Origin of the sequence: Kineothrix alysoides (assembly GCF_000732725.1) — a bacterium.
Classification (GTDB): Bacteria; Bacillota; Clostridia; order Lachnospirales; family Lachnospiraceae; genus Kineothrix; species Kineothrix alysoides.
Map to the genome: position 1 here is coordinate 808,142 of NZ_JPNB01000001.1, position 25,890 is coordinate 834,031.

General features: G+C 45.2%; 22 protein-coding genes and 1 pseudogene. 20 read left to right on the forward strand and 3 right to left on the reverse strand.

The window, feature by feature from the left end; genetic code table 11:
* Nucleotides 1–68 precede the first annotated feature (68 nt).
* The 9 genes from CC90_RS0103890 (at nt 69) to CC90_RS0103940 (ending at nt 9,478) form a co-directional block, all read left to right on the forward strand.
* A complete protein-coding gene (locus CC90_RS0103890; protein WP_051869278.1) occupies nt 69–956 on the forward strand; it encodes a carbohydrate ABC transporter permease in 888 nt (295 codons plus the stop codon).
* Nucleotides 940–1,782 (forward strand): carbohydrate ABC transporter permease, encoded by an 843-nt coding sequence (locus CC90_RS0103895; RefSeq protein ID WP_031389513.1) that lies wholly within the window; start codon nt 940–942, stop codon nt 1,780–1,782. The genes CC90_RS0103890 and CC90_RS0103895 overlap by 17 nt, the downstream gene beginning before the upstream one ends.
* A 798-nt stretch (nt 1,783–2,580) precedes the next feature.
* Nucleotides 2,581–2,778: a hypothetical protein gene (locus CC90_RS0103910; RefSeq protein ID WP_031389514.1), complete on the forward strand. Its 198-nt coding sequence runs from the start codon at nt 2,581–2,583 to the stop codon at nt 2,776–2,778.
* A complete protein-coding gene (gene hemZ / locus CC90_RS0103915; RefSeq protein WP_031389515.1) occupies nt 2,756–4,210 on the forward strand; it encodes a coproporphyrinogen dehydrogenase HemZ in 1,455 nt (484 codons plus the stop codon). The genes CC90_RS0103910 and hemZ overlap by 23 nt, the downstream gene beginning before the upstream one ends.
* A 251-nt stretch (nt 4,211–4,461) precedes the next feature.
* Nucleotides 4,462–5,724, forward strand: coding sequence for a histidine--tRNA ligase (gene hisS / locus CC90_RS0103920; RefSeq protein WP_031389516.1), 1,263 nt, complete (start codon nt 4,462–4,464; stop codon nt 5,722–5,724).
* 57 nt (nt 5,725–5,781) lie between these two features.
* A complete protein-coding gene (gene aspS / locus CC90_RS0103925; protein WP_031389517.1) occupies nt 5,782–7,581 on the forward strand; it encodes an aspartate--tRNA ligase in 1,800 nt (599 codons plus the stop codon).
* Nucleotides 7,582–7,597: 16 nt separating this feature from the next.
* Nucleotides 7,598–8,329, forward strand: coding sequence for a 4'-phosphopantetheinyl transferase family protein (locus tag CC90_RS0103930; RefSeq protein WP_031389518.1), 732 nt, complete (start codon nt 7,598–7,600; stop codon nt 8,327–8,329).
* Between the two features lie 34 nt (nt 8,330–8,363).
* Nucleotides 8,364–8,753, forward strand: a complete 390-nt coding sequence (locus tag CC90_RS0103935; protein ID WP_031389519.1) for a DUF6709 family protein — start codon at nt 8,364–8,366, stop codon at nt 8,751–8,753.
* The gene (locus tag CC90_RS0103940) at nt 8,750–9,478 is read left to right on the forward strand and encodes a hypothetical protein (protein WP_031389520.1); all 729 of its coding nucleotides are present in this window, start codon (nt 8,750–8,752) and stop codon (nt 9,476–9,478) included. The genes CC90_RS0103935 and CC90_RS0103940 overlap by 4 nt, the downstream gene beginning before the upstream one ends.
* 123 nt (nt 9,479–9,601) lie before the next feature.
* Here the strand turns inward: CC90_RS0103940 and CC90_RS0103945 are convergent.
* Nucleotides 9,602–10,132: pseudogene (locus CC90_RS0103945) on the reverse strand (N-acetylmuramoyl-L-alanine amidase family protein); the annotation flags it as partial.
* Between the two features lie 106 nt (nt 10,133–10,238).
* Nucleotides 10,239–10,754 carry a hypothetical protein gene (locus tag CC90_RS0103950; protein ID WP_031389522.1) on the reverse strand — a complete coding sequence of 172 codons (516 nt, stop codon included), beginning with the start codon at nt 10,752–10,754 and terminating at the stop codon, nt 10,239–10,241.
* Between the two features lie 214 nt (nt 10,755–10,968).
* Between CC90_RS0103950 and CC90_RS0103955 the strand changes: the two genes are divergently transcribed.
* Nucleotides 10,969–11,631, forward strand: coding sequence for an HAD family hydrolase (locus CC90_RS0103955; protein WP_031389523.1), 663 nt, complete (start codon nt 10,969–10,971; stop codon nt 11,629–11,631).
* On the opposite strand, the gene CC90_RS0103960 is transcribed toward CC90_RS0103955, so the two are convergent.
* The gene (locus CC90_RS0103960) at nt 11,628–12,986 is read right to left on the reverse strand and encodes a hemolysin family protein (protein ID WP_035315139.1); all 1,359 of its coding nucleotides are present in this window, start codon (nt 12,984–12,986) and stop codon (nt 11,628–11,630) included. The genes CC90_RS0103955 and CC90_RS0103960 overlap by 4 nt on opposite strands.
* Before the next feature lie 316 nt (nt 12,987–13,302).
* Here CC90_RS0103960 and CC90_RS0103965 point away from each other — a divergent pair, with 316 nt between their 5' ends.
* From CC90_RS0103965 to fmt, 10 genes are all read left to right on the forward strand, one after another.
* The gene (locus CC90_RS0103965) at nt 13,303–13,716 is read left to right on the forward strand and encodes a TIGR04086 family membrane protein (protein ID WP_051869279.1); all 414 of its coding nucleotides are present in this window, start codon (nt 13,303–13,305) and stop codon (nt 13,714–13,716) included.
* Nucleotides 13,717–13,790: 74 nt separating this feature from the next.
* The gene (gene scfA / locus CC90_RS23575; RefSeq protein WP_081905861.1) at nt 13,791–13,934 is read left to right on the forward strand and encodes a six-cysteine ranthipeptide SCIFF; all 144 of its coding nucleotides are present in this window, start codon (nt 13,791–13,793) and stop codon (nt 13,932–13,934) included.
* A gap of 107 nt (nt 13,935–14,041) precedes the next feature.
* Nucleotides 14,042–15,427, forward strand: coding sequence for a thioether cross-link-forming SCIFF peptide maturase (gene scfB, locus CC90_RS0103970; protein ID WP_081905862.1), 1,386 nt, complete (start codon nt 14,042–14,044; stop codon nt 15,425–15,427).
* An 18-nt stretch (nt 15,428–15,445) separates the two neighbouring features.
* A complete protein-coding gene (locus CC90_RS0103975; protein WP_031389527.1) occupies nt 15,446–17,605 on the forward strand; it encodes a protein translocase subunit SecDF in 2,160 nt (719 codons plus the stop codon).
* 93 nt (nt 17,606–17,698) lie between these two features.
* Nucleotides 17,699–19,465 (forward strand): single-stranded-DNA-specific exonuclease RecJ, encoded by a 1,767-nt coding sequence (gene recJ, locus CC90_RS0103980; protein ID WP_031389528.1) that lies wholly within the window; start codon nt 17,699–17,701, stop codon nt 19,463–19,465.
* 24 nt (nt 19,466–19,489) lie between these two features.
* Nucleotides 19,490–20,419, forward strand: a complete 930-nt coding sequence (gene pfkB, locus CC90_RS0103985; RefSeq protein ID WP_031389529.1) for a 1-phosphofructokinase — start codon at nt 19,490–19,492, stop codon at nt 20,417–20,419.
* A gap of 274 nt (nt 20,420–20,693) precedes the next feature.
* Nucleotides 20,694–22,184, forward strand: a complete 1,491-nt coding sequence (locus CC90_RS0103990) for a UDP-N-acetylmuramoyl-L-alanyl-D-glutamate--2,6-diaminopimelate ligase (RefSeq protein WP_031389530.1) — start codon at nt 20,694–20,696, stop codon at nt 22,182–22,184.
* Complete coding sequence (gene priA / locus CC90_RS0103995; protein WP_031389531.1) at nt 22,157–24,433, forward strand: replication restart helicase PriA; 2,277 nt, start codon at nt 22,157–22,159, stop codon at nt 24,431–24,433. Before CC90_RS0103990 ends, priA begins: the two co-directional genes overlap by 28 nt.
* Before the next feature lie 22 nt (nt 24,434–24,455).
* Nucleotides 24,456–24,941 (forward strand): peptide deformylase, encoded by a 486-nt coding sequence (def, locus tag CC90_RS0104000; protein ID WP_031389532.1) that lies wholly within the window; start codon nt 24,456–24,458, stop codon nt 24,939–24,941.
* Nucleotides 24,938–25,888, forward strand: coding sequence for a methionyl-tRNA formyltransferase (fmt, locus tag CC90_RS0104005; protein ID WP_031389533.1), 951 nt, complete (start codon nt 24,938–24,940; stop codon nt 25,886–25,888). The genes def and fmt overlap by 4 nt, the downstream gene beginning before the upstream one ends.
* Nucleotides 25,889–25,890: the final 2 nt, after the last annotated feature.

The window sequence follows — 25,890 nt, forward strand, 5'->3', positions numbered from 1 at the left end:
GACTTATAAAAGGAGTTTCAGGACCGATTACTCGCAAACTCCTTTGCGAAAGGAGTAAAAGCGGACATATGATGTATAAAAAGAATAGCCATTTGATTTGGTTATTGGGACCTGCTTTGATTGTTATGGTAGTTTTCCTATACTATCCATTTGTTATGAACATAATAAACAGTTTATATGATGTAAACGGTCTTGGAGCTTCAAGAGAAATCTTTATCGGTTTTGAAAATTATCGTAAACTAGCTGCAGACAAGGAAATGTTTACGTCTGTTAAAAACACGGGTATCATGATGGTATGTACAGTTGTGTTTCAGGTAGGTATTGGCTTGGCACTCGCTGTATGCGTAGATGCTGTCAGAAGAGGAAAAGAATTTTTTAAAACAGTATTTTTCTTCCCGATAGTCATATCGGCTACAGCAATCGGTTTATTATTCAATTTGTTTTATGCTTATTACGGAGGTATGTTCAACCAAATACTTACTGCTCTGAACAAAGCCCCTATCAACTGGAAGTCCGATTCATTGGCGTTACTGATGATCATATTGCCTATCGTATGGAGTTATGCAGGATTTTATTTTGTACTGATATTTACAGGTATAAGTAATATCCCGTCGGATATTTTTGAATCCGCGTTGCTCGACGGTGCGGTAGGATGGAAAAAGTTCAGGTATATAACATTTCCATTGTTAAAAGGTGTGATAGGAACCTGCGTTACACTTGCTGTAACAGGATCGTTAAAGGTATTCGATTTAGCATGGGTTATAGCGCCAAGAGGAGCACCGAAAGGATCCACCCATTTTATGGGCACTTATATGTATGAGACAACCTTTATTGAAGAAAACATAGATTATGGTGCTTCTATCGCATTGATTATTGTAATCATAGGTGTAGTGGTATCACAAATCGCAAACAGACTATTTAGGGATAAGGAGATGAAGAATGGAAATTCCAGGTAAAACCTTGGCGGCTGCCAAAAAAAGTATAATATACATCATACTTTCCATATGGGCCTTTACAACAATATTTCCATTTGTATGGCTGATAATTAACTCATTGAAGCCGTCGAGAGAGATATTGTCATCTTCCTTTACGTTGCCGGCGGCTCCGAACTTCGATAACTACATTAATGCCTTTAACAAACAGAATATTTTGGTAGCCTATGCAAACAGCTTAATTATATCGGGTGTTACAATGATAATGGTCCTATTGTTTGCAAGTCTGGTAGCTTACGGTCTGACGCGTTTTGAATTTAAGGGTAAAAAAATAGTAATATCGCTTATAATCGGCAGCCTGATGTTCCCCGCATTTGCCACTATCATACCTGTATTTCGAATGGTAGTTCAAATGCACTTGGTCAATAAGCACTTTGGAGTGATCATTCCTCAGGTAGCCTCCAATTTATCCTTTGCGGTTATTGTGTTAATGGGATTTATGCGGGATTTGCCGATAGAAGTAGAGGAATCTGCATTTATTGACGGGGCCGGAGTATCCAAAATATTTTTTTCAATGATATTACCGCTTAGCAGGCCGGCGCTTGCGTCAGTCGCAATATTTGTATTTCTGTGGTCCTATAACGATTTGTTTACACAAATGATAGTATTGCGTAACAGAAATATGTTTCCGGTATGTGCCCTGCTGAATGAGATCAGTTCAAGGTACGGTACGGATTTTGGCTTAATGGCCGCCAGTGTGGTACTGGTCGTAATACCAATCTTGATAGTATATATATTTATGCAGAAAAATATCATCAAAGGCCTTACGTCCGGTGCTATAAAAGGGTAATCAAAAGCCGTTCACATTTACGTGAACGGCTTTTAAAATACTCTTTTGTGCATGTTTGAATATAATGAGAAAAGGGAGCAAAAAGAAATTATTTGAACAGTATTATTAAAAAGAATTTCAATATTCCTTAAGCCGATACATAATAAAGATATGTTAAAATGTACAACCTTTCAAAAGCAGATAATGATTCTCGATATAGATTCCATAAATGTTCCACTTATACTATCCATAGAAGGAAGAAACGGAAACCTGGATTTAAGGAAGGATTGGCATAATACATGGGAATATGCGTTTATATGCCACAGTATATGAAAGAAAGTATAATGCCGATGCTGGAAGGAGAAAAGACTTCCAATGATTTTGAAAGCATTCGAGGAGCAGGCCACCTAAGTACTATTAAAGGCAAAACGGTTCTTCTAAAATGGGCATGATTGTGGTAATATATGAATGACGGTAGAAAATGGCGGATTTCGAGGTACTGGAATTTGCCATTATTTGCATTAGAATATAAATAATTAACAATTTTTTATATTGCAAGATTATATATGAGGTAATATGCAATGATACGGCGAAGGAAGTGATTGTGCTTTGCGAACAGAAAGTTTAAACGGCGCATTGCTTATTGTGAGTAAATGGGATATAGAAAAGCATATTTTATTACACATAATTTTATGGAGCCTCTTATTGTCAGAGATGAGTATGCCGCAATAAAGGTTCCTTTATTTGGTATAGAGAGCACCCGGCAGTTAAATCAGGCATTGGAGAAGAAGTACTCGAAATCAAAATAGCTCAATTTGAATGTTGAAAAATATCAGACTCTCAAAAGGATTAAAGGCAGCAAAGTGGGCTTTTGCCAAAACATTTACATTAGCAGATATGATTATGCGTGAACTTGTTAAAAAAGAAGAAATAAATAAAGCTAGAAAAATTTTGTCGGAACCTGACATGATTAAAATGAGGAGAATTATAATAGATGTTTACAGTATGGATAAATAAAGCACAGTTTGAATACGATATACATTCCCTGGTGAAGGCGTTTTACCCGGAGGAAGAGGTAAAGGTACTCTGCGAAGAGGAAGAGATGAGTGACCATAGGATAGCCATTGAATTCGGTGAGACCTCAATCGAGATGACTCTTAAGGCGCAGAATGAGACACAAGCCAAGGAGAGCGTAAGCGAAATATCCCATGCTTCAGATGCGGATAGGCAGACGGTCAAGAATCTGCTAAAGCAGCTTATTTATAACGGTCTGTCTAAGCAACTTGAAAAAAGTCTCCCTTGGGGTACGCTGACGGGAATACGTCCCACTAAGATTCCGATGACGATGCTTGAGGAGGGAAAGGGCGAAGCGGAAATTATGAGCTTCATGCAAGATACTTATTTCATCAGCGAAGAAAAAGGTACTCTGAGCATCGATATCGCGAAACGGGAAAGGGAGCTTCTTTCCAGCCTTCATTATAAGGACGGCTATAGCCTGTACATTGGAATCCCCTTTTGCCCGACGACCTGCCTATACTGTTCTTTCACCTCCTATCCCATCTGCACGTGGAAAAAGCGTGTGGACGACTATTTGGAAGCGCTGGAAAAGGAGATGGCTTTTACGGCGGCGGCATTGTCCGATAAGGTGCTGGATACTGTTTATATCGGTGGAGGAACGCCCACCACGCTGGAGCCGGAGGAGCTTGAGCGGCTGCTTTGTTCCCTCGAACGCTTTTTTGATTTAAGCCGCCTGCAGGAATTTACTGTGGAAGCGGGCCGGGCGGACAGTATAACGAGGGAAAAACTAAAGGTGTTAAAAAAGCATAATATTACGCGGATATCAGTAAATCCCCAGACGATGAAGGAAGAAACGCTGAAATTGATCGGCAGGCACCACAGTGTAGATCAGGTGAAGGAGGCGTTTGCGACGGCGAGGGAGGAAGGCTTTGATAACATCAATATGGACATTATTCTTGGTCTTCCCGAAGAGACGATAGAAGATGTAATCAATACGATGGAGGAAATAAAAAAGCTGCGCCCCGATAGCCTGACGGTACATTCCCTCGCTATTAAGAGAGCTTCCAGAATGAGCGGCTGGATCGAGGAAAAGGGACTTTCGACTCTTCGGAATACGGATGAGACGATGGAAGTAGCAGCACAGGCGGCGCGGGCTATGGGCATGGAGCCGTATTATTTGTACAGACAGAAAAATATGTCCGGCAACCTTGAGAACGTAGGCTATGCGGGGTCCGGAAAATATGGAATTTATAATATTCTCATCATGGAGGAAATGCAGACGATCGCAGCACTCGGTGCGGGAAGCATATCAAAAGCGGTACTTGAGGACGGGCGGATCGAGCGGATGGATAATGTGAAGGATGTGGCCTTATATATAGAGAGAATCGACGAGATGATTGAGCGGAAGAGGAAGCTGTTTGAAATGATATAGGCTAAGGAAGTAGAAAACCGGAGTTTTTTATATTGAAAAACCGCTTGAAACAGTGTAAAATCGACTAAGTGATAAATGAAGGAATTGGTTACTGTTCACACAGTAGCTTAACACTTGTTGTTAAGCTACGTAAGAACGTGATGCAAGAGATGGTTTCTGCTTCGCGAAGCGAATTTAAATGCAGAAATCATGCGTTGCTGAGAACGGAGTGAACAGTAACAGGAATTGAATTGTGAATAGGAGCGTAAATTATGGCACTGAGTAAGAAGCCGGTTACCGGTATGAAGGATATTATGCCTGCGGAAATGCAGCTTCGGGATTATGTGATCGGCGTGATCAAGGAAACCTATGGAAAGTTCGGTTTTTCCTCTATTGAGACTCCCTGCGTAGAGAACATTGCAAATCTAAGCAGCAAGCAGGGCGGAGAGAATGAGAAGCTGATTTTCAAGATTCTGAAACGAGGGGAAAAGCTGAATCTGGAGGAAGCAAAGAGTGAGGAAGATTTGGTGGATGGAGGTCTTCGTTATGATTTGACGGTTCCGTTAGTTCGGTATTATTCCAACCATGCCAATGAGCTGCCTTCGCCCTTTAAAGCTCTTCAGATGGGAAATGTATGGAGGGCTGACAGACCTCAGAAGGGGCGATACAGACAGTTTATGCAGTGCGATATAGATATATTGGGAGAGCCTTCCAACCTTGCGGAAATTGAGCTTATATTGGCCACCACCACGACATTAGGACGGCTGGGCTTTAAGAACTTTCAGATTCGGATCAATGAAAGACGGATTTTGAAGGCGATGGCGGCTTACAGCGGTTTTGCCGAGGAGGCTTACGATACGGTATTTATTATTTTGGATAAGATGGACAAGATCGGGCTTGCGGGAGTTGCCGGCGAATTGAAGGAAAGCGGCTTTGCCGAGGAATGCATAGAAAAGTATCTGGAGCTGTTCGAAGGAATGGAAGCAGCGCAGGACGGCCTTTCTTATTTGGCCGAGAGGCTTAGGGGAGTGCTGGAGCCGGAAGTAGAGCAGAGCCTTCAGGAAATTATAGCAAGCGTAAAGGCGACAAAGGCGTCTGAATTCGAAATCGTATTCGACCCGACCCTCGTCAGAGGAATGTCTTACTATACGGGAACCATTTTCGAAGTCGCAATGCCGGAATTCGGCGGAAGCTGCGGAGGCGGCGGGCGCTACGACAAGATGGTAGGCAAATTTACGGGGAACGATGTTCCCGCCTGCGGATTTTCCATAGGCTTCGAGCGCATCATATTAATCATGCAGGAAAAGGGCTTCCAGATTCCTAATGAGAGCAGGAAAATCGCTTATCTTATAGAAAAGGGCGTAGAAGCAGATGCACTGTGTGAAATCATTGCGAAAGCACAGGAAGAACGCCAAAAGGGAATGCAAGTGCTGGTTGCGCGCATGAACAAGAACAAGAAATTCCAGAAAGACCAGTTGAATGCGGAAGGATATATGGAGTTCGAAGAATTCTACAAGAATCCTATAAAGAAGTAAAAATAGAAATTATGAGAAGAGTGCTTTGTCAAAGACAGATTGTGAGGAAATGATAAAATGGCAGAATCGATGAAAGGCTTAAAGAGGACACACCGCTGCGGCGAGTTGTCAGGAGCGAACGTAGGAGAAACGGTAACAGTCATGGGCTGGGTACAAAAGCAGAGGAACAAAGGTGGCATTATTTTTGTAGATTTAAGAGATCGTTCCGGTCTGCTCCAGATTATTTTCGAGGAGAGTGACTGCGGCGCAGATAGCTTTGCGAAGGCGGAGAAGATGAGAAGCGAATTCGTAATAGCTATCGTCGGTAAGGTAGAGAAAAGGGCGGGCGCGGTAAACGAGAATCTGGCCACAGGCGATATAGAGATACGCGCGAAGGAAACCCGCATTTTATCAGAAGCGGAGACACCGCCTTTCCCCATCGAGGCGGATTCCAAGACGAAGGAAGATCTTCGCTTGAAATACCGTTATTTGGATTTAAGAAGGCCTGATCTACAGGGAAATCTAATTTTAAGAAGCAATATTACCGCATCTATCCGCAGATTTTTGACGGAGGAAGGTTTTTTGGAAATCGAGACGCCGATACTTGGAAAGTCTACGCCGGAGGGGGCAAGGGATTACCTGGTGCCCAGCCGCGTGCATCCGGGAACTTTTTACGGACTGCCTCAGTCGCCCCAGCTTTTCAAGCAGCTTTTGATGTGCTCCGGTTACGACCGCTATTTCCAGATAGCGAAATGTTTCCGCGATGAGGATCTTCGTGCCGACAGACAGCCGGAGTTCACACAGGTGGACATGGAGCTGTCCTTTGTGGATGTGGAGGACGTAATCGATGTTAATGAAAGACTGATCAAAGAAGTGTGCAAGGATGCCATCGGGTTGGAGGTAAGCCTTCCGCTTCCGCGCATCAAATGGATAGACGCTATGAATCGTTACGGTTCAGATAAACCGGATACCCGTTTCGGAATGGAGCTTACGGATGTATCCGCAGTCGTTTCGGGCAGCGGGTTTAGCGTGTTCACTTCAGCTTTGGAAAACGGCGGCTCCGTAAGGGGTATTAATGCCAAGGGTCAGGGATCTATGCCCCGTAAGAAAATCGATGCTTTGGTAGACTTTGCCAAAGGCTACGGTGCGAAGGGGCTGGCTTATCTTTGTATAGAAGAGGATGGAAGCTACAAATCCTCCTTTGCTAAATTTATGACAGAAGCGCAGCTTGCAGATCTGGTAAAAGCTATGGATGGAGAAAAGGGCGACCTGCTCTTATTTGCAGCGGACAAGACAAATATCGTATGGAGCGTTCTGGGTGCCTTGCGTTTGGAGCTAGGCAAGCAGATGGGATTGATTGACGATAACCGGTTCAACTTCTTGTGGGTAACCGAGTTTCCTCTTCTCGAGTGGAATGAGGAGAATAACCGCTTTGTGGCGATGCATCATCCGTTCACCATGCCTATGGATGAGGACCTTCAATATATGGACAGCGACCCGGGAAGGATACGCGCTAAGGCATATGACATCGTATTAAACGGTGTAGAGCTGGGCGGCGGTTCGGTTAGAATTTTCCAAAGTGATGTGCAGGAGAAGATGTTCGAAGTGCTGGGCTTTGAGAAAGAGGATGCCTATAACCGTTTTGGTTTCCTGTTAAATGCCTTCAAATATGGAGTGCCTCCCCATGCAGGGCTGGCTTATGGTTTGGATCGTCTCGTTATGCTTTTGGTGAACGCGGACAGCATCCGGGATGTTATGGCATTCCCGAAGGTTAAAGATGCCTCCTGCCTTCTGACAAATGCACCGGACGTGGTGGACGGGGTACAGCTTGAGGAGCTCGGAATTGCTTTGAATTTAAAGGAAGAAGCTACAGAGTAGTAAATCGGAGAAGAAATTGAACAGATTATATATTGCAGACATTGCGGCATTGTCCGATGAAGCCGTTTACTTCACTTATTTTCAAAAAATAGATGCGGTAAGGCAGGAGAAGGTGCGGCAGTGCAGAAATGAAACGGATAGAAAAAGAAGTCTCCTTGCCGGGTATTTGCTTCAGGCGGGAGTCGCAGACATACAAGTGCAGGAAAGCGGTTTGCAGGCGGATGCAATACCGCTTTCTTTCGCATATTCCTTCGGAGAAAATGGGAAGCCGTATTTTAATAATTATCCCGATATATATTTCAGCCTTTCTCATTCGGGAGATTATGTGATATGCGCCATATCAGAGGAGGAGGTAGGTGCAGATATTCAAGAACACCGGAAAGTGAAATCCGGCATCGCGGCCCGCTTCTTTTCCGGGGAGGATAAGAAGACGCTTGAACAGGCGGGAGCAGCAGGAGGAATGAACTCCGTGGAAGTGTTTTTTCGGATGTGGTCAATAAAGGAAGCGCATATGAAATTGACGGGAAAGGGAATGCAGCAGGGTATGGATACTTCTGTCATACACTTTGCAGAAGAGCGGAATGCAGAGAGAGAATATGCAAGCGGCAGAGTTGTTTGCAAGGGACAAGAAAAAGATATCGCATATTTCCATATATGTGATAAAATGGAAAAGTATAGTATTGCAGTGTGCAGTTATTCGGAAATAGCCGATATAACTATAAAAGAAATAATGTTGGCCGAGTTGTGATAAGGGAGATAAGGCCGAAAGGGCATGGCATAAGATGAAGGGAATAACTAAGTTAGAGGTGGCCTCGGGGAGAGAATACAATGAGAGCATGGTGCGGATGGATTACAACACCGCTCAATTAGCCGGCAATGTCAGGTATGGAAAGTACTTTATTTTTTATCAGGGAGTCAGAGAATGGTTGTATGTGTATTACCAGGACATCGTATGGGCCTACCATAAGATGGAAGATGCCCCGGGAAGGCTTCGCCGTGAACGGGTCGGAGAAGAGACGCACAGCATCATGCTCGTAACGAAGGATAAGAAAAGAATAGGAATAGCAGTCGGAAGCGATGAGGATGTCGTGGAAGGGCTTGGCGTGATCCGGAAGAACAATGCCTTCGTAGACATCGGTTTCTCGAAAGAAAAAGAGGGTGAATATTTATGATTGAAAGAAGCAGTGGCTTGAATCATTCTTATCAGACACAAACTCATGAACATATGGTGACGGATTGCATCCACGAGGAAGAAAGTTCGTTAGAGAAAAACGGTGGCGCAGCAAATATAAACGGTAAGGAAACGAATCATGAGCAGAGCGTAAAGTCGCAGACACAGGAAGCCTTTTCCTTTCGGAATATAATCACGAACGGATGGAAGAGCGTAGTTTCCAAGGCAGTGCGATTCTGGAACGATTCGGGGGAAGAAGGAGAAGCTGATAGGAAGGATGTTTCTGCGGCTGCAGCACAAAAAAGCACTTTTCTTTCCGGTGAAGAAGCGATATTGTCGAACCATGGAGAAAAGGAAGGAAGCAGCAGACAGGAAGAATCAATTCTTGCTACGTCTGTCATTAAAAATGACGGTCCCAAAAATGAAGAAACGGATTTTGAAGAGGAAAATGCGAGAAAGGTAAGCGAGATAGAGGGTGCCGTCAGCGGCGGTCTGAAAAAAGAGCAGGGAAATTTGCGAAGATTTCTTCAGAAATTCGAAGAAACTGTCTTGAACGCGACGGGTTTGTGGAAAAAACCCCAAAATGTGAAAAGTGCAACCCAGCTTAACGTAAGTCCTAAGGGTGAAAATCATAATTACCTAATGGACTCTTACAACAAATCAGGAGAATACAGCACGCTTGCCAAAGATAAAAGCCCGGAAGGAAGTTTTAAGGCAAGGGTATAGAGAAGAACAGGGGATTGTTTATCCTGTTACATAAAAACAGAGGGTATTTTATATAATTGTGCTTTGGCACAAATATATGAAATACCCTTTTTAAGAAAATAATTATTATGTGCTTTATCCTTGTGTGTTTAATGTATCTATAATACCGTCGGCAATAGCCTGAGCAATTTCCTGAAAGCGGCTGTCGAAAAGGGCGTTGTCCTGCTCGTTATTGATGAACCCGACTTCTACCAATAAAGAGGGCATCTGTGTCTGATTTAAAACAATCAGATTCGTGCGTTCATTGACTCCGTGGTTAACGAAGCCGAGAGCCTCAAGATTTTCATTAATGTTTGCTGCCATTTCCGCCGCAGGTCCGTAAAGACTGTATACCAAGGTCTCGATTCCGGTGTACTGATTAGGGTATACACTGGAATTGCGATGGATGGATACGAAAAAATCAGCCCCTGCCTGATTTGCTTCGGCGGCCTTTTGGGCTGGACTTTCGTATATATCGGTGGTTCTTGTATAGACTACATTTATGCCTGCGTTTTCAAGCAACTGGCCAATCGCCAGAGTGAGGCGGAGTGTATCGTCTTTCTCCTGCCTTCCATTATAAACTGCGCCGGGATTGGCGCCGCCATGTCCAGCGTCTAAAACAACTGTATATGCCATATAATCACCATAAATTTACTTAATTTTACTATATGCGAACAGGTGAATATCGGTACAGCAAGTTGCAACTTATACGAGGGTCAAAAAGGCAGATGCGGCAAAGCTGCTATGGATTGCAGGAAGTGCAGGGCTGATAGCCTGCGTTTAAGATCTTCGCACGGGAGGTAGTCATTTCGGAAAGATCCTCTGGCTTTATCTCCTGAACATAAGGACAGTCTGCCGTATGGAAAAGGTTTGCACCCATATCCATGACGTAAACACGCTCTATGTTGTCTTCTTCAGAAGTTGTCTCTGCTCCGGCAGCAACTTCTTGTACGGTAACGGAAGCGTCTTCAGAAGGAGCAGAAGCATCCCCGGAAGGAATATCCTGCGCAGGAGCTGCGGTCTCTTGCCCGGTTGTGGCTAAGGAATCAGAACTTTCACTTGGCAGCTCTACGACATTGCCGTTTTCATCGTATACCAGACGGGATTTATCATCTTCAATGCCTTCTGCTACATGGGTGGAACCGGGGGTAAAACGTCTGCCGCTGTATTCCGCAAACAATATGATGCCGACGAGTACGACGGCACCTGTTAAAACAAGGGCAAGCAGTGCGTAAATAATTTTCTTAACTATTTTCATATGTATTTTATCCTTAGGTTTTATAGTAGTATCTCATTTTCTATTCTACCATATGTAGGGAGAGTTTTTCAATCGGTAAAAATGATTTTCAAGGGATTCCTAATCGATAAAAAGGAGGTTCTTTACAAATTTGTATTAGTATTTTATAATCGGGGGGATTGCGGTAGATTTTCTTACGGCAATTGAAAATAGAGAAGCGAAGGAGGAATAAAAAATGTTAGAAAAGAAAAAGTGGGATACCGTTGTTTTCGATTTAGACGGTACGCTATTGAATACATTGGAGGACTTGAAGGAAAGTGTGAATTTCGCTTTAAATGAAGCGGGGATGCCTCTTCGCAGTATGGAAGAAATCAGACGTTTTGTTGGAAATGGCGTGATGAGGTTAATGGAGCTTTCAGTACCGGAAGGAAGGGAGAATCCGAAGTTCGAGAGGGTGTTCGAGACTTTTAAAGAGCATTATTCCTTGCACTGCAACGATAAGACGGGGCTTTATGACCATGTGGAGGAACTGCTTGGGGAATTAAAACGCGGGGGTTATAAGATGGCAATTGTCTCCAATAAGTATTATGATGCGGTACAGGAGCTGAAAGAGCAGTATTTCGCAGAGTATATTCATGTGGCGATTGGGGAGAAGGAAAATATTAATAGGAAGCCGGCTCCTGACACGGTAATAGAAGCGTTGAAAATGCTTGGGAGCACCAGGGAAACCGCTGTGTACGTAGGGGATTCTGAGGTGGATATCGCTACGGCGAAAAACGCTTTCATGGATTGCATTTCGGTTACGTGGGGATTTCGGACGAAGGAAGAACAGCAAAAGGCCGGCGGCAAGTTGTTTGTCGACGACCCTTTGGAAATATTGGATTTATTGCAGGATTAGGAATCAGAATCACGGTTTTCTCTTAAGTCCTCTTCGATATCGCTTACCCGATATTCGGCAGAGGGCTCTTTTTCTGTCGATTCCAGTTCCGGGAGGGATGTTTTTACCGGCAGTGTCATCAGTACTTTTTTAATACGGTTCTGTCCGATTCCTTTTACCTGTAAGGTAATGCCGGAGGAGATAACGATGGTCTCTTCGTCTGAAGGGAGCCTGTCTAGGGATTCGATGATCAGGCCGCCGATGGAATCGTAATCCTCAGACTCCAGATTGGTTTCCAGGGCGGCGTTAATGTCGTCTAACTTCATTCCGCCTTCTACGAGATAGGTGTTGTCATCGATTGTCTGAATCAGTTCCTCCTCGTCGCCGTCGTATTCATCTCTGATCTCGCCGACGATTTCTTCTAATAAATCTTCCATTGTTATCATGCCTGCGGTGGCGCCGTATTCGTTCATGATAAATGCCACGTTGGCAGCAATTTCCCGCATTTCTATCATTAAATCAGAAGTTTTCTTATATTCGTAGGTGTAGTAGGCTTCTCTGAGAATATCCTTTACATGAAAATGTTCCTTATCTGTCAGGAGGATGAAGTCCTTGATATTAATGAGGCCTATGATATTGTCCTTGTATTCTTCGTAGACGGGAAGTCTGGTATACATGGATTCCTTGAATATATTCAGCACCTCGTCGTATTTCATGTTTAAGTCTACACTGACCATGTCGATGCGAGGAATCATTACATCTTTCGCCATCGTTTCGATAAAATCGAAGACGTTATAAATAATTTCCCGCTCTTCCGATTCGATCACGCCCTCTTCGTGGCTTGCATCCACATAGGTCTTGAACTCGTCCTCCGTCATAAATTCCCCTTTTTGGCGGATGTCCGTATGAAAAAGCCTGGAAATGCCAAGGGTTGTTTTGCCTAAGATATATGCGATAGGAGTAAACAGGTACATAAAAAACAGGACCGGTCTCGAGCAAAGCAATGAAATTTTCTCGGGATGGATGATAGCTGTGCTTTGAGGGATAATTTCTCCGACGAGCAGAAGCGCAAGAATCAGAAGGCCGGTGGCAATAGCCGTCATGTAGCTTCCGTAGGATGTAAAAGTGAGAATCGCGACAAAAGAAGACGCAGTCAGGTTGACAATATATTTTCCGGTAAGAATGGTGTTTGACATTTTTACGTGATTGTTCAAAATTTTTAAAACGATGGAGGCATTAGGGCTGCCTTCGTCGGACAGAGCTTTTATGCGCACTTTATTTACTGAGGAAAGTGCGGTTCCCGCAGAAGAGAAAAAGGCTGATAACCCGACTGAAATAATAATAATGGTAAGTTGTATGACACCAGAGGTATCCAAAATATAATCACTCCTTATGTGGTAACTTATGTGGAATTTATTTCCACGTACTTATTTGAAATATTACAATATAGCATAACGTGTGTCAAGTCGGAATAACTTATAATAGCCTTATTCATTACTATTCAGCCTTCGGTTTCATAGCAATAAATACTGCACAGAAATACTGCTGTGCAATATTTCGCGCCTGCCTCCTCTGTGTTTTCTGTGACCTTCGCTCACAAAAAACACCTTGCGATATTGATGGCTGAATAGTAACCATTATTCCATAGGAAAAGAGAGAGGAAGCGAAGAAAAAAGAGGAAAGGGGATTTGTATGAGAAATATAGGGTTGCGAAGAGGAAAAAGCACATATGCGAAGGAGGATGGAGGGGTTAGTTTACATAATATATTTTTGCTGAAATGCCTTCTATTTTCTTATGTTTTAACGGCCGGACTTTTACTTTTGCTCGCTTTGATACTATACCGGTTCAGCCTTCAGGAGAAGGTGGTCAATATTTGCATCATTTTAGTTTACATAGCGGTAACCTTTTTGGCAGGATTCATAGCCGGGAAACGGATGGGGAGCAGGAAATTTTTGTGGGGACTTTTGATGGGAGTGCTGTATTTTGCTGTGCTTGCGCTGGTCTCATTAATCGTGAATCATAGCCTGCAGGATGTGGGTTCCAACGCCTTAACGGTATTTCTTTTATGCGGGGGCAGCGGGATGTTAGGCGGGATGATCAGCTAGAAAAAAAATGCTTTTCCTTATGAATAATTTATGCTATACTACAAGAAGTTTATGAAACGTAAGGAGGCTTTGTTATGAAACATATTAGGACATTAAGCACGAGAGACTATAAAGAATCCATGAAAAAAGGCGGATGCGGAGAGTGTCAGACATCTTGCCAGTCAGCTTGTAAGACATCTTGCACCGTTGGTAATCAGAGTTGCGAGAAGGTGAAATAAGCTAAGGGATTACGGTTTTTGTAAGCAGCGATGTAAATCGCTGCTTATTATACGTTTTGTATGAAAAGCGGATAGAAGCAGTTGGAACTAAGAAAGGAAATAACGAAGTGATACATCAGTATAAGAACAATGGATACAACATCGTGCTGGATGTGAACAGTGGAGCAGTGCATGTGGTAGACGACATTGTTTATGATTTAATGAAGATAGTGGAGAAATTGCTGGAAGAAGGAGTGCCGGAGGATGTGAATGCTCTTACAAGGGCAGCTTTAAATGAGGAGATTCTTCCTTATGAAGAAGAGGAGATGAAAGAGGCTCTGGAGGAGATTCTGGCTTTGACGGCGGAAGGGATTTTGTATGCGCCGGATATCTACGAAAAATATATCGGAGATTTTAAGAACCGGGAGACGGTAGTGAAGGCGCTTTGCCTGCACATAGCTCATGATTGTAATCTCGCCTGCAAGTATTGCTTTGCGGAAGAAGGAGAGTATCATGGAAGACGGGCGCTTATGAGCTTTGAGACGGGGAAGAAGGCCCTTGATTTTCTGGTGGCTAATTCAGGGAACCGCATCAATCTGGAGGTGGATTTCTTTGGAGGAGAGCCTCTCATGAACTGGCAGGTGGTGAAGGATCTGGTAACTTACGGACGAAGTCTGGAGGAAGCAAATCATAAGAAATTCCGTTTTACCCTTACGACCAACGGCGTCTTATTAAATGACGAGGTCATGGAACTCGTCAATAAGGAAATGAGCAATGTAGTGCTCAGTATCGACGGAAGAAAGAGTACGAACGATAAGATGCGCCCCCACAGAGGCGGACAAGGCAGCTATGAGGAGATCGTTCCTAAGTTTAAGAAGCTCGCTCAGAGCAGGGAACAGATGAACTACTACGTGAGAGGTACTTTTACAAGAAACAATCAGGACTTTTCTGAAGATGTGGCCCATCTTGCGGACCTGGGCTTTGAGCAGATATCGGTGGAGCCGGTGGTGGCGAAGCCGGACGAGGATTATGCACTTCGGGAAGAGGATCTGGACAGGCTGTTTGCCGAATATGACAAGCTCGCACTGGATCTGCTGGAGAGAAGAAGGGCGGGAAAGCCGGTTAATTTCTTTCACTTTATGGTGGATCTGGAAGGCGGACCGTGTGTGGCGAAGCGTTTGTCCGGCTGCGGTTCCGGTACGGAATATCTGGCGGTGACCCCATGGGGAGATTTGTATCCCTGTCATCAATTCGTGGGGCAGGAAGAATTTTTGATGGGAAATGTGGATGAAGGTGTTGTCCGCACCGATATTAAAGAGGAATTTAAGACCTGCAACGTTTACTCAAAGGATAAGTGTAAGGAGTGTTTTGCCAAGTTCTATTGCAGCGGAGGCTGTGCGGCGAATTCTTACAATTTTAAAGGCGACATAAATGACGTCTACGATTTGGGCTGCGAACTGCAAAGAAAGCGCATAGAATGTGCTATTATGATAAAAGCAGCATTGGCTGAGTAAAAAGGAGATAATAAGAAGATGAAAAAGAGAAAAGCGGTCATTATTTTACTTGTAATGGTTTTGGTGCTTGCCGGACTTACCTTTACGGCTGTGGAAGGCATAGGAACCGAAAAGGCCGGAGCAGCCTCAGGCATTAAGCTCGGTCTGGACCTTGCGGGAGGTGTGAGCATAACTTATCAGGTAGTAGGAGATGAAACACCTACGGATGAGGATATGGCGGATACCGTCTACAAGTTACAGAAGCGCGTGGAGACCTACAGCACGGAGGCACAGGTGTATAAGGAAGGTGCGGATAGAATCAACATTGAGATTCCGGGCGTTTCCGATGAACATGCCATCTTAGAGGAGCTTGGCAAGCCTGGTTCCCTCGTATTTATGAATTCTGCCAACGAAGAAGTTCTGTCCGGTACCGATATCGCGAATGCGGAGGCAGGAAGCCAGCAGGACAGCATGGGAAACAGCCAATTCGTCGTACAGCTCACTATGACGAGTGAAGGAAAGGAAAAATTCGCTGCGGCAACGAAGGCGGCTTATCCCACCCACGATATTATCTATATCATCTATGATGATGCGGTTATCAGCAGCCCGGCCGTACAAGCTGAGATTACGGACGGACAAGCGGTCATTACAGGCATGTCTTCTTATGAAGAGGCTGAGAGTCTGGCTTCGACCATCCGCATCGGTGGGTTGAAGCTGCAGTTAGAGGAACTTCGCTCCAATGTAGTAGGCGCACAGTTAGGTTCGGAGGCTATCAGCACGAGTTTAAAGGCAGGCGCTGTCGGCTTTGTTATGGTAGTCGTGTTTATGGTAGTCGTATATTATGTGATGGGTGCGGCAGCCAGTCTTGCGCTTGCGGTTTATACGGCACTTATCGTAGTACTTTTGAATGCTTTTGAAATTACTTTGACTCTGCCGGGTATTGCAGGTATTATTCTATCTATCGGTATGGCGGTGGATGCCAACGTTATTATTTTCGCCAGAATCAGAGAAGAGCTGGCTACCGGCAAGACGATTCCGACTTCTATTAAAATCGGTTTTGAAAGGGCGATGCCTGCGATTATCGATAGTAATATTACCACTCTTATTGCGGCCATTGTTCTGGGACTAAAGGGCTCGGGTACCGTAAAGGGCTTTGCACAGACCTTGGCGTTAGGTATCGTTTTGTCCATGTTTACCGCTCTTTTTGTTACGAAGCTGATCATGAACGCATGCTATGCGGTAGGGCTTAAGAACGTGAAGCTGTACGGCGTGGGAAAAGAGATAAAGACCATAGATTTCATATCCAAGAAAGTGGTTTTCTTCGCTATTTCCATAGCGATTATCGTAGGCGGCTTTGTTGTAATGGGTGTTAACCATACGACGAAGGGAAGCGCATTTAACTATAGCCTTGAGTTTGTGGGCGGAACGTCCACGAACGTTACTTTCAACGAAGACTTGTCTATTGCGGATATCGACAGCAAGGTCGTTCCTCTGATCGAGGATATTACCGGTGATGGTGACGTACAGACTCAGAAGGTCGCGGATACCAATCAGGTTATCTTTAAGACGAGAACTCTGGCTTCAGAGGAACGGCAGGCCATCAAGGATTCTATAGTAGAAAACTTCTCGGTGGATGAAAGTACGATTACATCTGAGACGATCAGCTCGGCAATCAGTAATGAGATGCAGTCAGACGCTGTGGTTGCACTGGTGATATCGATGATATGTATCCTCGTTTATATTTGGTTCAGGTTCAAGGATATCCGTTTCGGTGCAAGTTCCGTACTAGCGCTGTTAAACGATGCGCTGGTGGTGGTCGTGTTCTACGCGGCAGCAAGAATATCCGTAGGAGGAACCTTCATAGCCTGCGTGCTCACTATTATTGGCTTCTCCATCAACTCGACCATCGTTATCTTCGACCGCATCAGGGAAAACCTGGCCTTGGCGGGAAGGAATGTGGATTTGAAGGAGTTAGTTAACAGGAGTATTACGCAGACGTTATCCAGAAGTATTTTTACGACATTAACCGTATTTTTGATGATACTGGCTCTGTACGCCTTTGGCGTAACGAGTATCAAGGAGTTCGCACTCCCGCTTATGGTAGGTACCGTATGCGGAGCTTATTCCTCCATCTGCCTCTCGGGAGCGATGTGGTATATATTCCGTACCAAAATAGTGAAAAAAGCAAAAGCAAAATAATCCGGCAAAACGGATACTTATGGCGGTATGACTGTTGGGTTGTACCGCCTTTTTAAGTATTGGAAACGCTGCCGGCTGCGAAGGAGCAGTTTTATGGCACAGTGGTTCATATCGGCGAAAAAGGCCGATTTTAATAAAATAGCGGAAAAATATAATATCGACCCGGTATTGGCGAGGATCATACGAAACAGAGATATTACCGAGGAAGAAGAGATAAGAAAGTATCTAAAGGGCGGCAGACAGGACATGTATGCGCCGGATCTTTTTAAGGATATAGATAAGGCAGTAGCATTGCTTTGTGACAAAATAAAGGAGGGGGTGAGAATCCGCGTGATCGGAGATTATGATGCGGACGGGATATGCTCCTCCTATATTCTTCTTCGGGGGATATCCGCCTGCGGCGGAAACGTGGATACGGTAATCCCTCATAGGATAAAGGACGGCTACGGTCTGAACGATTCCTTGATTGAAGAAGCACATAACGATGGTATTGATACAATTATTACGTGCGATAACGGTATTGCAGCAGCTTCACAGGTGAGCTATGCCAGGGAGCTGGGGATGAGAGTGATCATTACCGACCACCATGAGATTCCTTATGAAGAGGAGGATGGAAGGCGGGTTTACATCCTTCCGGAAGCGGATGCGGTAGTGAATCCTAAGCAGGAGGAGTGTAATTACCCGTATAAGAATGTGTGCGGAGGCGTTGTAGCATACAAGGTGGTACAGGCCTTATTTTCTTTTCTCCATCCGAAAGATGAGATGGAAATCATGGAGGAGCTTTTGGAAATCGCCGCTTTTGCGACCGTCTGCGATGTGATGGAGCTTAGAGATGAGAACCGTATTATTGTAAAATGCGGACTTCAAAATATGCAGCATACAAGGAACCAAGGGTTAAAGGCATTAATGGAGGTATGCGGGCTGGAGGGTAAACCGTTATCAGCCTATCATATAGGTTTCGTCCTGGGGCCTTGCATCAATGCCACGGGACGGCTGGATACCGCCAAGAGGGCACTCTCTCTGCTTAGCAGCAGGAGCCGTTCGGAAGCGGTAAAAATCGCTGCCGAACTGAAGGATTTAAACGATAGCCGGAAGGAAATGACCTTAAAAGGAACGGAAGAAGCAGTAGAATGTATTGAGAAGACCGACTGGAAGAAGGATAAGGTCCTTGTCGTCTATCTTCCGGAATGTCATGAAAGCCTTGCAGGAATCATAGCGGGACGTCTGAGGGAGCAGTACGGAAGGCCCGTCTTCGTGCTCACCAAAGGCGAGGATGGCGTGAAGGGCTCTGGGCGTTCCATCGAGGGGTATCATATGTATGAGGAGATGGTGGCCTGCAAGGAATACTTTACGAAATACGGCGGACATAAAATGGCCGCGGGGCTTTCCATGGAGGAAGAAAATGTGGAAAGATTCCGAAGAAAAATAAACGAAGCCTGCCGTTTGACCGAGGAGGATTTCGAGGAGAAGGTGCATATCGATGCGGCGATGCCGTTTTCTTATCTCACTAAGGAACGCATCGGAGAACTGGGGCTTTTGGAACCTTTCGGAGTAGGAAACAGTAAGCCGGTTTTTGCGCAGAAGAATGTACATATTATAAATGCAAGGATAATGGGAAAGAATCAGAATGTAGGCAAATACAACATACGCGATGAAGAAGGCGGTTCCTATGAGATGGTATACTTCGGAGACTTGGATAAGTTTCATGAGTTTCTATCTGCGCAGGCAGGGAAAGAGAACGTAGTGAGGATGCTTGAGGGCGGAAGAGGGGATATTCCCATAAGCATTACCTATTACCCATCCATCAACAGCTATGCAGGCAGGGAAAGCATCCAGATTGTTCTGCAAAACTACAAATAAGGAAAATTAAGAAAGAGGAAGACTATGATTTTAACGGTAACATTGAATCCGGCAGTGGACAAGACATATACGACAGACTCTCTGATTCTCGGGCAGGTGAACCGTATCGCGACGGCACAGAATATTGCAGGGGGAAAAGGCGTTAACGTGGCGAAGATATTGAGGCAGTGCGAATATCCTGCTATGACGTGCGGGCTGTTGGGTGGTTATACGGGACTGTTTATCGAAGATTATATGAAAAGCATAGGAGCAGACTGCCGCTTTACCAAGGTGGCAGGAGAGACGAGGAGCAACATAAACGTTCTTGCCGGGGATGGTTATGTGACAGAGCTTTTGGAGCCGGGGCCGGAGGTATCCGATGAAGAATTGGAACTATTCGTAAAGGTCTATGAAGAGGCAATAAAGGAATGCGAGCTGGTCGTGCTCTCAGGTAGCGTAGCCAGAGGAATACGCACTGATATATATAAAAGGCTGATTAAAATTGGAAATGAAAATAAAAAGATCTGTATACTGGATACAAGCGGAGAAGCACTTCGCTTCGGCATAGAGTCTTGCCCTTACATGATAAAGCCTAATCAGAAGGAACTGGAATATCTGGTAGGGCATAAACTAACAGATATAGAGGATATTGCAGATGCGGCAAGAGAACTGTGCGAAGAAGGGATCGCGAAGGTAGTGGTCTCTATGGGAGGGAAAGGGCTGTTATCTGTCTCTAAGGAGGGTGTACTATGGGCTAAGGCACCTTCGGTGAAGGCGCTGAACACAGTAGGATGCGGCGATAGCGTGGTGGCTTCCTATGCAATGTCCATATTGGAAGGTGAGGATGACTTTTCTTCTTTAAAGAGGGCGGCAGCAACGGCAGCATCCAGCGCGGCTACGTTCCAAAGCGGAGAGATTGCGTTGGGACTTTCGAAAGAACTGCTCGCTAAGGTGCAGATTGAGAAGAAAGATTGAAGGAATGATAAAGAACCGGTGAACGCAAAAAAGTCCGGGGTTACCGGACCTTTTCGCATTTTCTTATGAGGGGGGGAGATAGTGAGTTTTTCAACTATCTTGATTAATACTATAAGGCTTATATGTGAAGAAAGTGTGTTCAAATTATTTAAAAAAGATAAATTAAATATAAACCTTTCTGAAAGTGTTTTAATTAAGAGGAAGACTTAAGGGCAGAAGTTGAAAAAAGTGAATATCCATGCTATTCTTTTAAAAGAAAAGAGGGAAAATGAAGATGGAACTGAGAAAATTGCTGGAAAAGCTGGAATACGAATGTCGGATGGGGAAGATGGAGGGAAGCGTTGATGCGTTAGTTTACGACTCCCGTAAAGTGACACAAGGGTGCTTGTTCGTCTGCATTTCAGGAGCCAAGGCAGACGGCCATGACTTTGCAAAAGAGGCTGCCGAGAAGGGGGCCAGGGTTCTTGTTGTGGAAAAGGACGTGGAAGTTCCGAAGGAGTTGGGAACTACCATAATTAAAGTGGCGGATACCCGTTATGCTTTGGCATTTTTATCGGCAGCTTGGTTCGGCAATCCCGCGCAGCAGATGAAAGTCATCGGAATTACCGGAACGAAGGGCAAGACCACTACCTCATATCTGGTGAAAGCCATCTTGGAGAATGCGGGGTACAAGGTAGGGCTTATCGGGACCATCGAGGTGATTATCGGCACGAAGAGACTGCATTCACTCAATACTACGCCGGAATCCTACCTGATACAGGAATATTTCAGGCAAATGGCGGATGATGGCTGTGATGTTGTCGTTATGGAGGCCTCTTCTCAAGGATTTAAGCTTCATAGAACGCAGGGCTTTATTTTTGACCTAGGGATATTTACCAATTTAGAGCCGGACCATATCGGCCAGGATGAACATGCGGATTTTGAAGAATATTTGGAATGTAAGGCTCTCCTTTTCAGGCAATGCCGCGTGGGCATTGTGAATAGGGATGATTCTCACTGGAGGGAAGTGACGAAGAATCATACCTGCATGATAGAAACTTACGGTTTCGATGAAGAAGCAGATTTGAGCGCGCAGAACTTATCGCTCATTAAGAGACCGGGAGAGCTGGGGATACTCTTCGATGTGAAGGGGCTTATGGACTTTACGGTGGAAGTAATCAACCCCGGAAGGTTCAGCGCATACAACGCACTTACGGCGATTGCTGTTTGCAGGCATTTCGGCGTAGAGGCAGAGGCGATAAGAAAAGCCTTCATGGAAGCGAGGGTAAAGGGCAGAATAGAGATGGTCAAGGTATCTGACGAATTTACGCTGATTATAGACTATGCACATAATGCGATGAGTCTGGAGAGTCTGTTGAGCACCTTGAAGGAATATGAACCCAACAGGCTGGTATGCCTGTTCGGCTGCGGCGGTAATCGTTCGAAGATGCGCCGGTATGAAATGGGAGAAGTGAGCGGAAGGCTGGCGGATTTGACGATTATCACTTCGGATAATCCCAGATTTGAAAAGCCTCAGGACATCATAAATGATATTAAGATAGGAATCGAAAGAACCGATGGGAAATACGTGGAAGTCTGCGATAGGAAAGAGGCGATTGCATATGCGATCGACCATGGAGAGCCGGGAGATATTATAGTTCTCGCGGGCAAGGGACACGAGGATTATCAGGAGATAGAAGGGATAAAATATCCGATGGACGAGAGGGACCTTATTCGGGATATCCTGAAGGAGCGCGGATGGAAGGAAAATATGCAAACATCATAATCGACATATCCCATGAGAAAGTAGACCGCCCTTTCCAGTATGTAATTCCGCCCGAACTAAGAAGCGGACTTGAGGTAGGGACCTGCGTAGCGGTGCCCTTTGGTGCGGGAAACCATTTGAGAAAAGGATATGTTATTGAAATAACGGATAGGGCAGAATTTGCGCCGGAGAAGCTAAAGAGCATAGCCTATGCGGAGGAAAAAGATGTAACGGCGCAGGATAATTATATCCGTCTGGCGGCATGGATGAAGGAGCAGTACGGCTCCACAATGATTGCAGCCTTAAAGACTGTGCTCCCTGCAAAGCAGAAGATAAAGAAGGTAGAAAAGAAAGTTTGTGAACTACTTCTTACAAAGGAGAATGCAAAAGCCTTTCTGGAGGAGTGCAGAGCAAAGAAGCAAGTGGCGAAGGCGAGAGTATTAGATGAACTGATAAAGGAAAGCGAGATTCCGGTGCCAATTCTTACCGGAAAGCTTCATGTTTCCATGAAAACCTTAGAGAGTTTGGAAAAGCAGGGTGCTCTTCGGATAACAATAGAGAGCAGCTACCGCAATCCCGTAGAGTTCATGGCGAATAAGGAAGATGTCCGAAATGAGAGTTATGGAACAAAAAAGGAGTTGAGCGAGGAGCAGCGCTTCGTATGCGGGGACATCATGTCCTCCTATGACGCAGGAATAAGAACCACCTGTCTCATTCATGGGATTACGGGGAGCGGCAAGACGGAGGTCTATCTTAAGCTGATCGAAGAGATTGTAAGAAGAGGAAAACAAGCTATTGTCCTGATTCCTGAAATAGCGCTGACCTATCAGACGGTACTGCGTTTTTATAAATGTTTTGGCAGCAGAGTATCGGTGATGAATTCTACCTTATCCAAGGGTGAAAAATATGATCAGTGCGAAAGGGCAAAGAAGAAGGAAATTGATGTAATCATCGGACCCAGGTCCGCGCTCTTTACCCCCTTTCCTGATCTGGGACTGATTATCATAGATGAAGAACATGAGAGTACATATAAAAGCGAAGTCATGCCGAAATATCATGCGAGGGAGACCGCAATAAAAATCGCATCCATGCACGGGGCTTTCGTGGTACTGGGTTCCGCAACTCCCTCTTTGGAATCCTATAATAGAGCAAAAAAAGGAGAATATAAGCTGTACGAGCTTAAGAAAAGGCAGGCAGGAGGAGAACTGCCTACTGTTTATACTGTGGATTTAAGGGAAGAATTAAAGGGAGGAAACCGCTCCATTTTCAGCAGAAGGCTTCACGGTCTCATAGGAGGGCGTTTAGAGGCGGGAGAGCAGACCATTCTCTTCCTGAACCGGAGGGGCTATGCGGGATTTATCTCCTGTCGTGCCTGCGGACATGTAATGAAATGTCCTCATTGTGACGTTTCTTTGTCGGAGCATAGAAATGGGAAGCTTGTTTGCCACTACTGCGGACATGAGGAGCCGTCAGTGAAGCTCTGCCCCTCCTGCGGTTCCAAATATATCCTGGGATTTCGGGCGGGAACCCAGCAGATAGAGGAAGTACTTCATAGGGAATTTCCGGCAGCGCGGGTGCTTCGGATGGATGCGGATACCACCCGTACGAAGGACAGCTATGAAGAAATTCTGAGCGGCTTCGCGAACGGGGAAGCAGATATTCTGGTAGGCACGCAGATGATCGTAAAAGGACACGATTTTCCGGACGTGACCTTAGTGGGAATTCTGGCGGCAGATTTATCTCTGCATGTGAACGATTACCGGGCGGGTGAGCGTACCTTCCAATTGCTGACGCAGGCGGCAGGGCGGGCCGGAAGAAGTGGCAAGCCGGGAGAAGTAGTCATCCAGACGTATGATCCGGAGCACTATAGCATCGTACATGCGGCAAGTCAGGACTACCAATCCTTTTATGAGGAGGAGATGTTTTACAGAGATATTCTTCACTATCCGCCTGCATCCCATATGATGGCAGTACTCATCGCTTCATCGGGAGAAGAGACCGGACTTGAACTTGCGAAAGTGATAGGGGAGCTGGTAAGGGAAAAGAGGAAGGCGGCTGACGACGGCACAAATGTTATCGGTCCGGCGCCGGCATCCGTAGGAAGGGTCAACGATATCTACCGCTATATGCTCTATATTAAAAATGCGGAATATTATAAATTGGTGGAAATAAAGAATATGCTGGAAACTTATATCGGAGAGCGTAAAAAAAGGGAGGAACTGAAGACGGAGACGGTTCAGTTCGACTTCGATCCGATGAGTTCCTATTAGAATAAGAAAGGATGAAGTAACAATGGCAATCAGAAACATAAGAGAAATCGGAGATGACGTATTAACAAAAAAGTGCAAAGAGGTAAAGGAAATGACGCCCCGCATAAGGGAGCTGATCGACGATATGTTAGATACAATGTATGAAGCTTACGGCGTGGGGCTTGCAGCACCTCAGGTCGGTATATTAAAAAGGATCGTCGTAATTGATGTGACGGGAGAGGACCCTTATGTGCTTATCAATCCGCGAATCGTAGAAATAAGCGGTGAGCAGACGGGCAGTGAAGCATGTCTCAGCGTTCCGGGCAAGACGGGAACGGTCACGAGGCCAAATTATGTGAAGGCGATGGCCTTAAATGAGAATATGGAGCCTTATGAAATCGAGGGAACAGAGCTTTTGGCACGTGCTATCTGCCATGAACTGGACCACCTGGACGGACAGCTCTATGTGGATAAGGTAGAGGGAGAGCTGATGGACGCTTCCGACCTGGATTGGGAGGATGAGGAATGAGAATAGTTTTTATGGGAACTCCTGATTATGCTGTGGGAGCCTTGGAAGCCATCGTGGAGGCAGGATATCAGGTCGCTGCAGTGGTGACACAGCCGGATAAGCCCAAGGGAAGAGGGAAAGATAAGCATGCTCCGGAAGTGCAGATGCCGCCGGTGAAGCAATGCGCGCTAAAATACGGCATTCCCGTTTTTCAGCCGGTGAAAGTAAAAGCTCCCGAAGCGGTAGAGGAGCTTAGGCGGTACGAGGCGGATATTTTCGTGGTAGCCGCATTCGGACAGATTTTGTCGGAGGAAATATTGAATATGCCAAGGCTTGGCAGTATTAATATTCACGCATCCCTTCTGCCCAAATACCGGGGAGCCGCACCGATTCAAGGGGCAATTCTAAACGGAGAAAGCGAGACCGGCATTACGATCATGCAGATGGACAAGGGGATAGATACCGGAGATATGCTTATGAAATGTACGGTTCCCATCTCCGAAAAAGATACCGGGGAATCCTTGCACGATAAGCTGTGCGAAGCGGGAGCAAAGCTCATTACAGAAGCTCTTCCTCTTATAGAAAATGGAAAGCTGATTCCGGAGAAGCAGAATGAGGAAGAAGCTACGTATGTGACGGTACTTAAGAAGTCCCAAGGACATATTGACTGGACGAAGGAGGCTTCGGTTATTGACAGACTCATCAGAGGACTGAATCCGTGGCCAAGTGCGTATACTTATTATGACAACAAGACTTTGAAAATATGGGAAGCGGAGCCCAAAGAGCAGGAAGAGAAAGCGGTGCAGGCAGGTACGGTGACGAAGGTAGAAAAGGATGCATTTTACGTGAAGGCCGGAAACGGGGAATTAAAGGTAACGCAGGTGCAGCTCGAAGGGAAAAAAAGGATGAGTGTAAAGGACTTTCTGCTCGGATATGCATTGAAGCCTGGGACGATTCTCGGCAGATAAGA

Excerpts from the sequence above, each read along its gene's own strand:
- CC90_RS0103890 (WP_051869278.1), top strand. The coding sequence starts at position 69 with ATGATGTATAAAAAGAATAGCCATTTGATTTGGTTATTGGGACCTGCT.
- CC90_RS0103895 (WP_031389513.1), top strand. The coding sequence starts at position 940 with ATGGAAATTCCAGGTAAAACCTTGGCGGCTGCCAAAAAAAGTATAATA.
- CC90_RS0103910 (WP_031389514.1), top strand. The coding sequence starts at position 2,581 with ATGTTGAAAAATATCAGACTCTCAAAAGGATTAAAGGCAGCAAAGTGG.
- hemZ (WP_031389515.1), top strand. The coding sequence starts at position 2,756 with ATGTTTACAGTATGGATAAATAAAGCACAGTTTGAATACGATATACAT.
- hisS (WP_031389516.1), top strand. The coding sequence starts at position 4,462 with ATGGCACTGAGTAAGAAGCCGGTTACCGGTATGAAGGATATTATGCCT.
- aspS (WP_031389517.1), top strand. The coding sequence starts at position 5,782 with ATGGCAGAATCGATGAAAGGCTTAAAGAGGACACACCGCTGCGGCGAG.
- CC90_RS0103935 (WP_031389519.1), top strand. The coding sequence starts at position 8,364 with ATGAAGGGAATAACTAAGTTAGAGGTGGCCTCGGGGAGAGAATACAAT.
- CC90_RS0103940 (WP_031389520.1), top strand. The coding sequence starts at position 8,750 with ATGATTGAAAGAAGCAGTGGCTTGAATCATTCTTATCAGACACAAACT.
- CC90_RS0103950 (WP_031389522.1), bottom strand. The coding sequence starts at position 10,754 with ATGAAAATAGTTAAGAAAATTATTTACGCACTGCTTGCCCTTGTTTTA.
- CC90_RS0103955 (WP_031389523.1), top strand. The coding sequence starts at position 10,969 with ATGTTAGAAAAGAAAAAGTGGGATACCGTTGTTTTCGATTTAGACGGT.
- CC90_RS0103965 (WP_051869279.1), top strand. The coding sequence starts at position 13,303 with ATGAGAAATATAGGGTTGCGAAGAGGAAAAAGCACATATGCGAAGGAG.
- scfA (WP_081905861.1), top strand. The coding sequence starts at position 13,791 with ATGAAACATATTAGGACATTAAGCACGAGAGACTATAAAGAATCCATG.
- CC90_RS0103975 (WP_031389527.1), top strand. The coding sequence starts at position 15,446 with ATGAAAAAGAGAAAAGCGGTCATTATTTTACTTGTAATGGTTTTGGTG.
- recJ (WP_031389528.1), top strand. The coding sequence starts at position 17,699 with ATGGCACAGTGGTTCATATCGGCGAAAAAGGCCGATTTTAATAAAATA.
- pfkB (WP_031389529.1), top strand. The coding sequence starts at position 19,490 with ATGATTTTAACGGTAACATTGAATCCGGCAGTGGACAAGACATATACG.
- CC90_RS0103990 (WP_031389530.1), top strand. The coding sequence starts at position 20,694 with ATGGAACTGAGAAAATTGCTGGAAAAGCTGGAATACGAATGTCGGATG.
- priA (WP_031389531.1), top strand. The coding sequence starts at position 22,157 with ATGGAAGGAAAATATGCAAACATCATAATCGACATATCCCATGAGAAA.
- def (WP_031389532.1), top strand. The coding sequence starts at position 24,456 with ATGGCAATCAGAAACATAAGAGAAATCGGAGATGACGTATTAACAAAA.
- fmt (WP_031389533.1), top strand. The coding sequence starts at position 24,938 with ATGAGAATAGTTTTTATGGGAACTCCTGATTATGCTGTGGGAGCCTTG.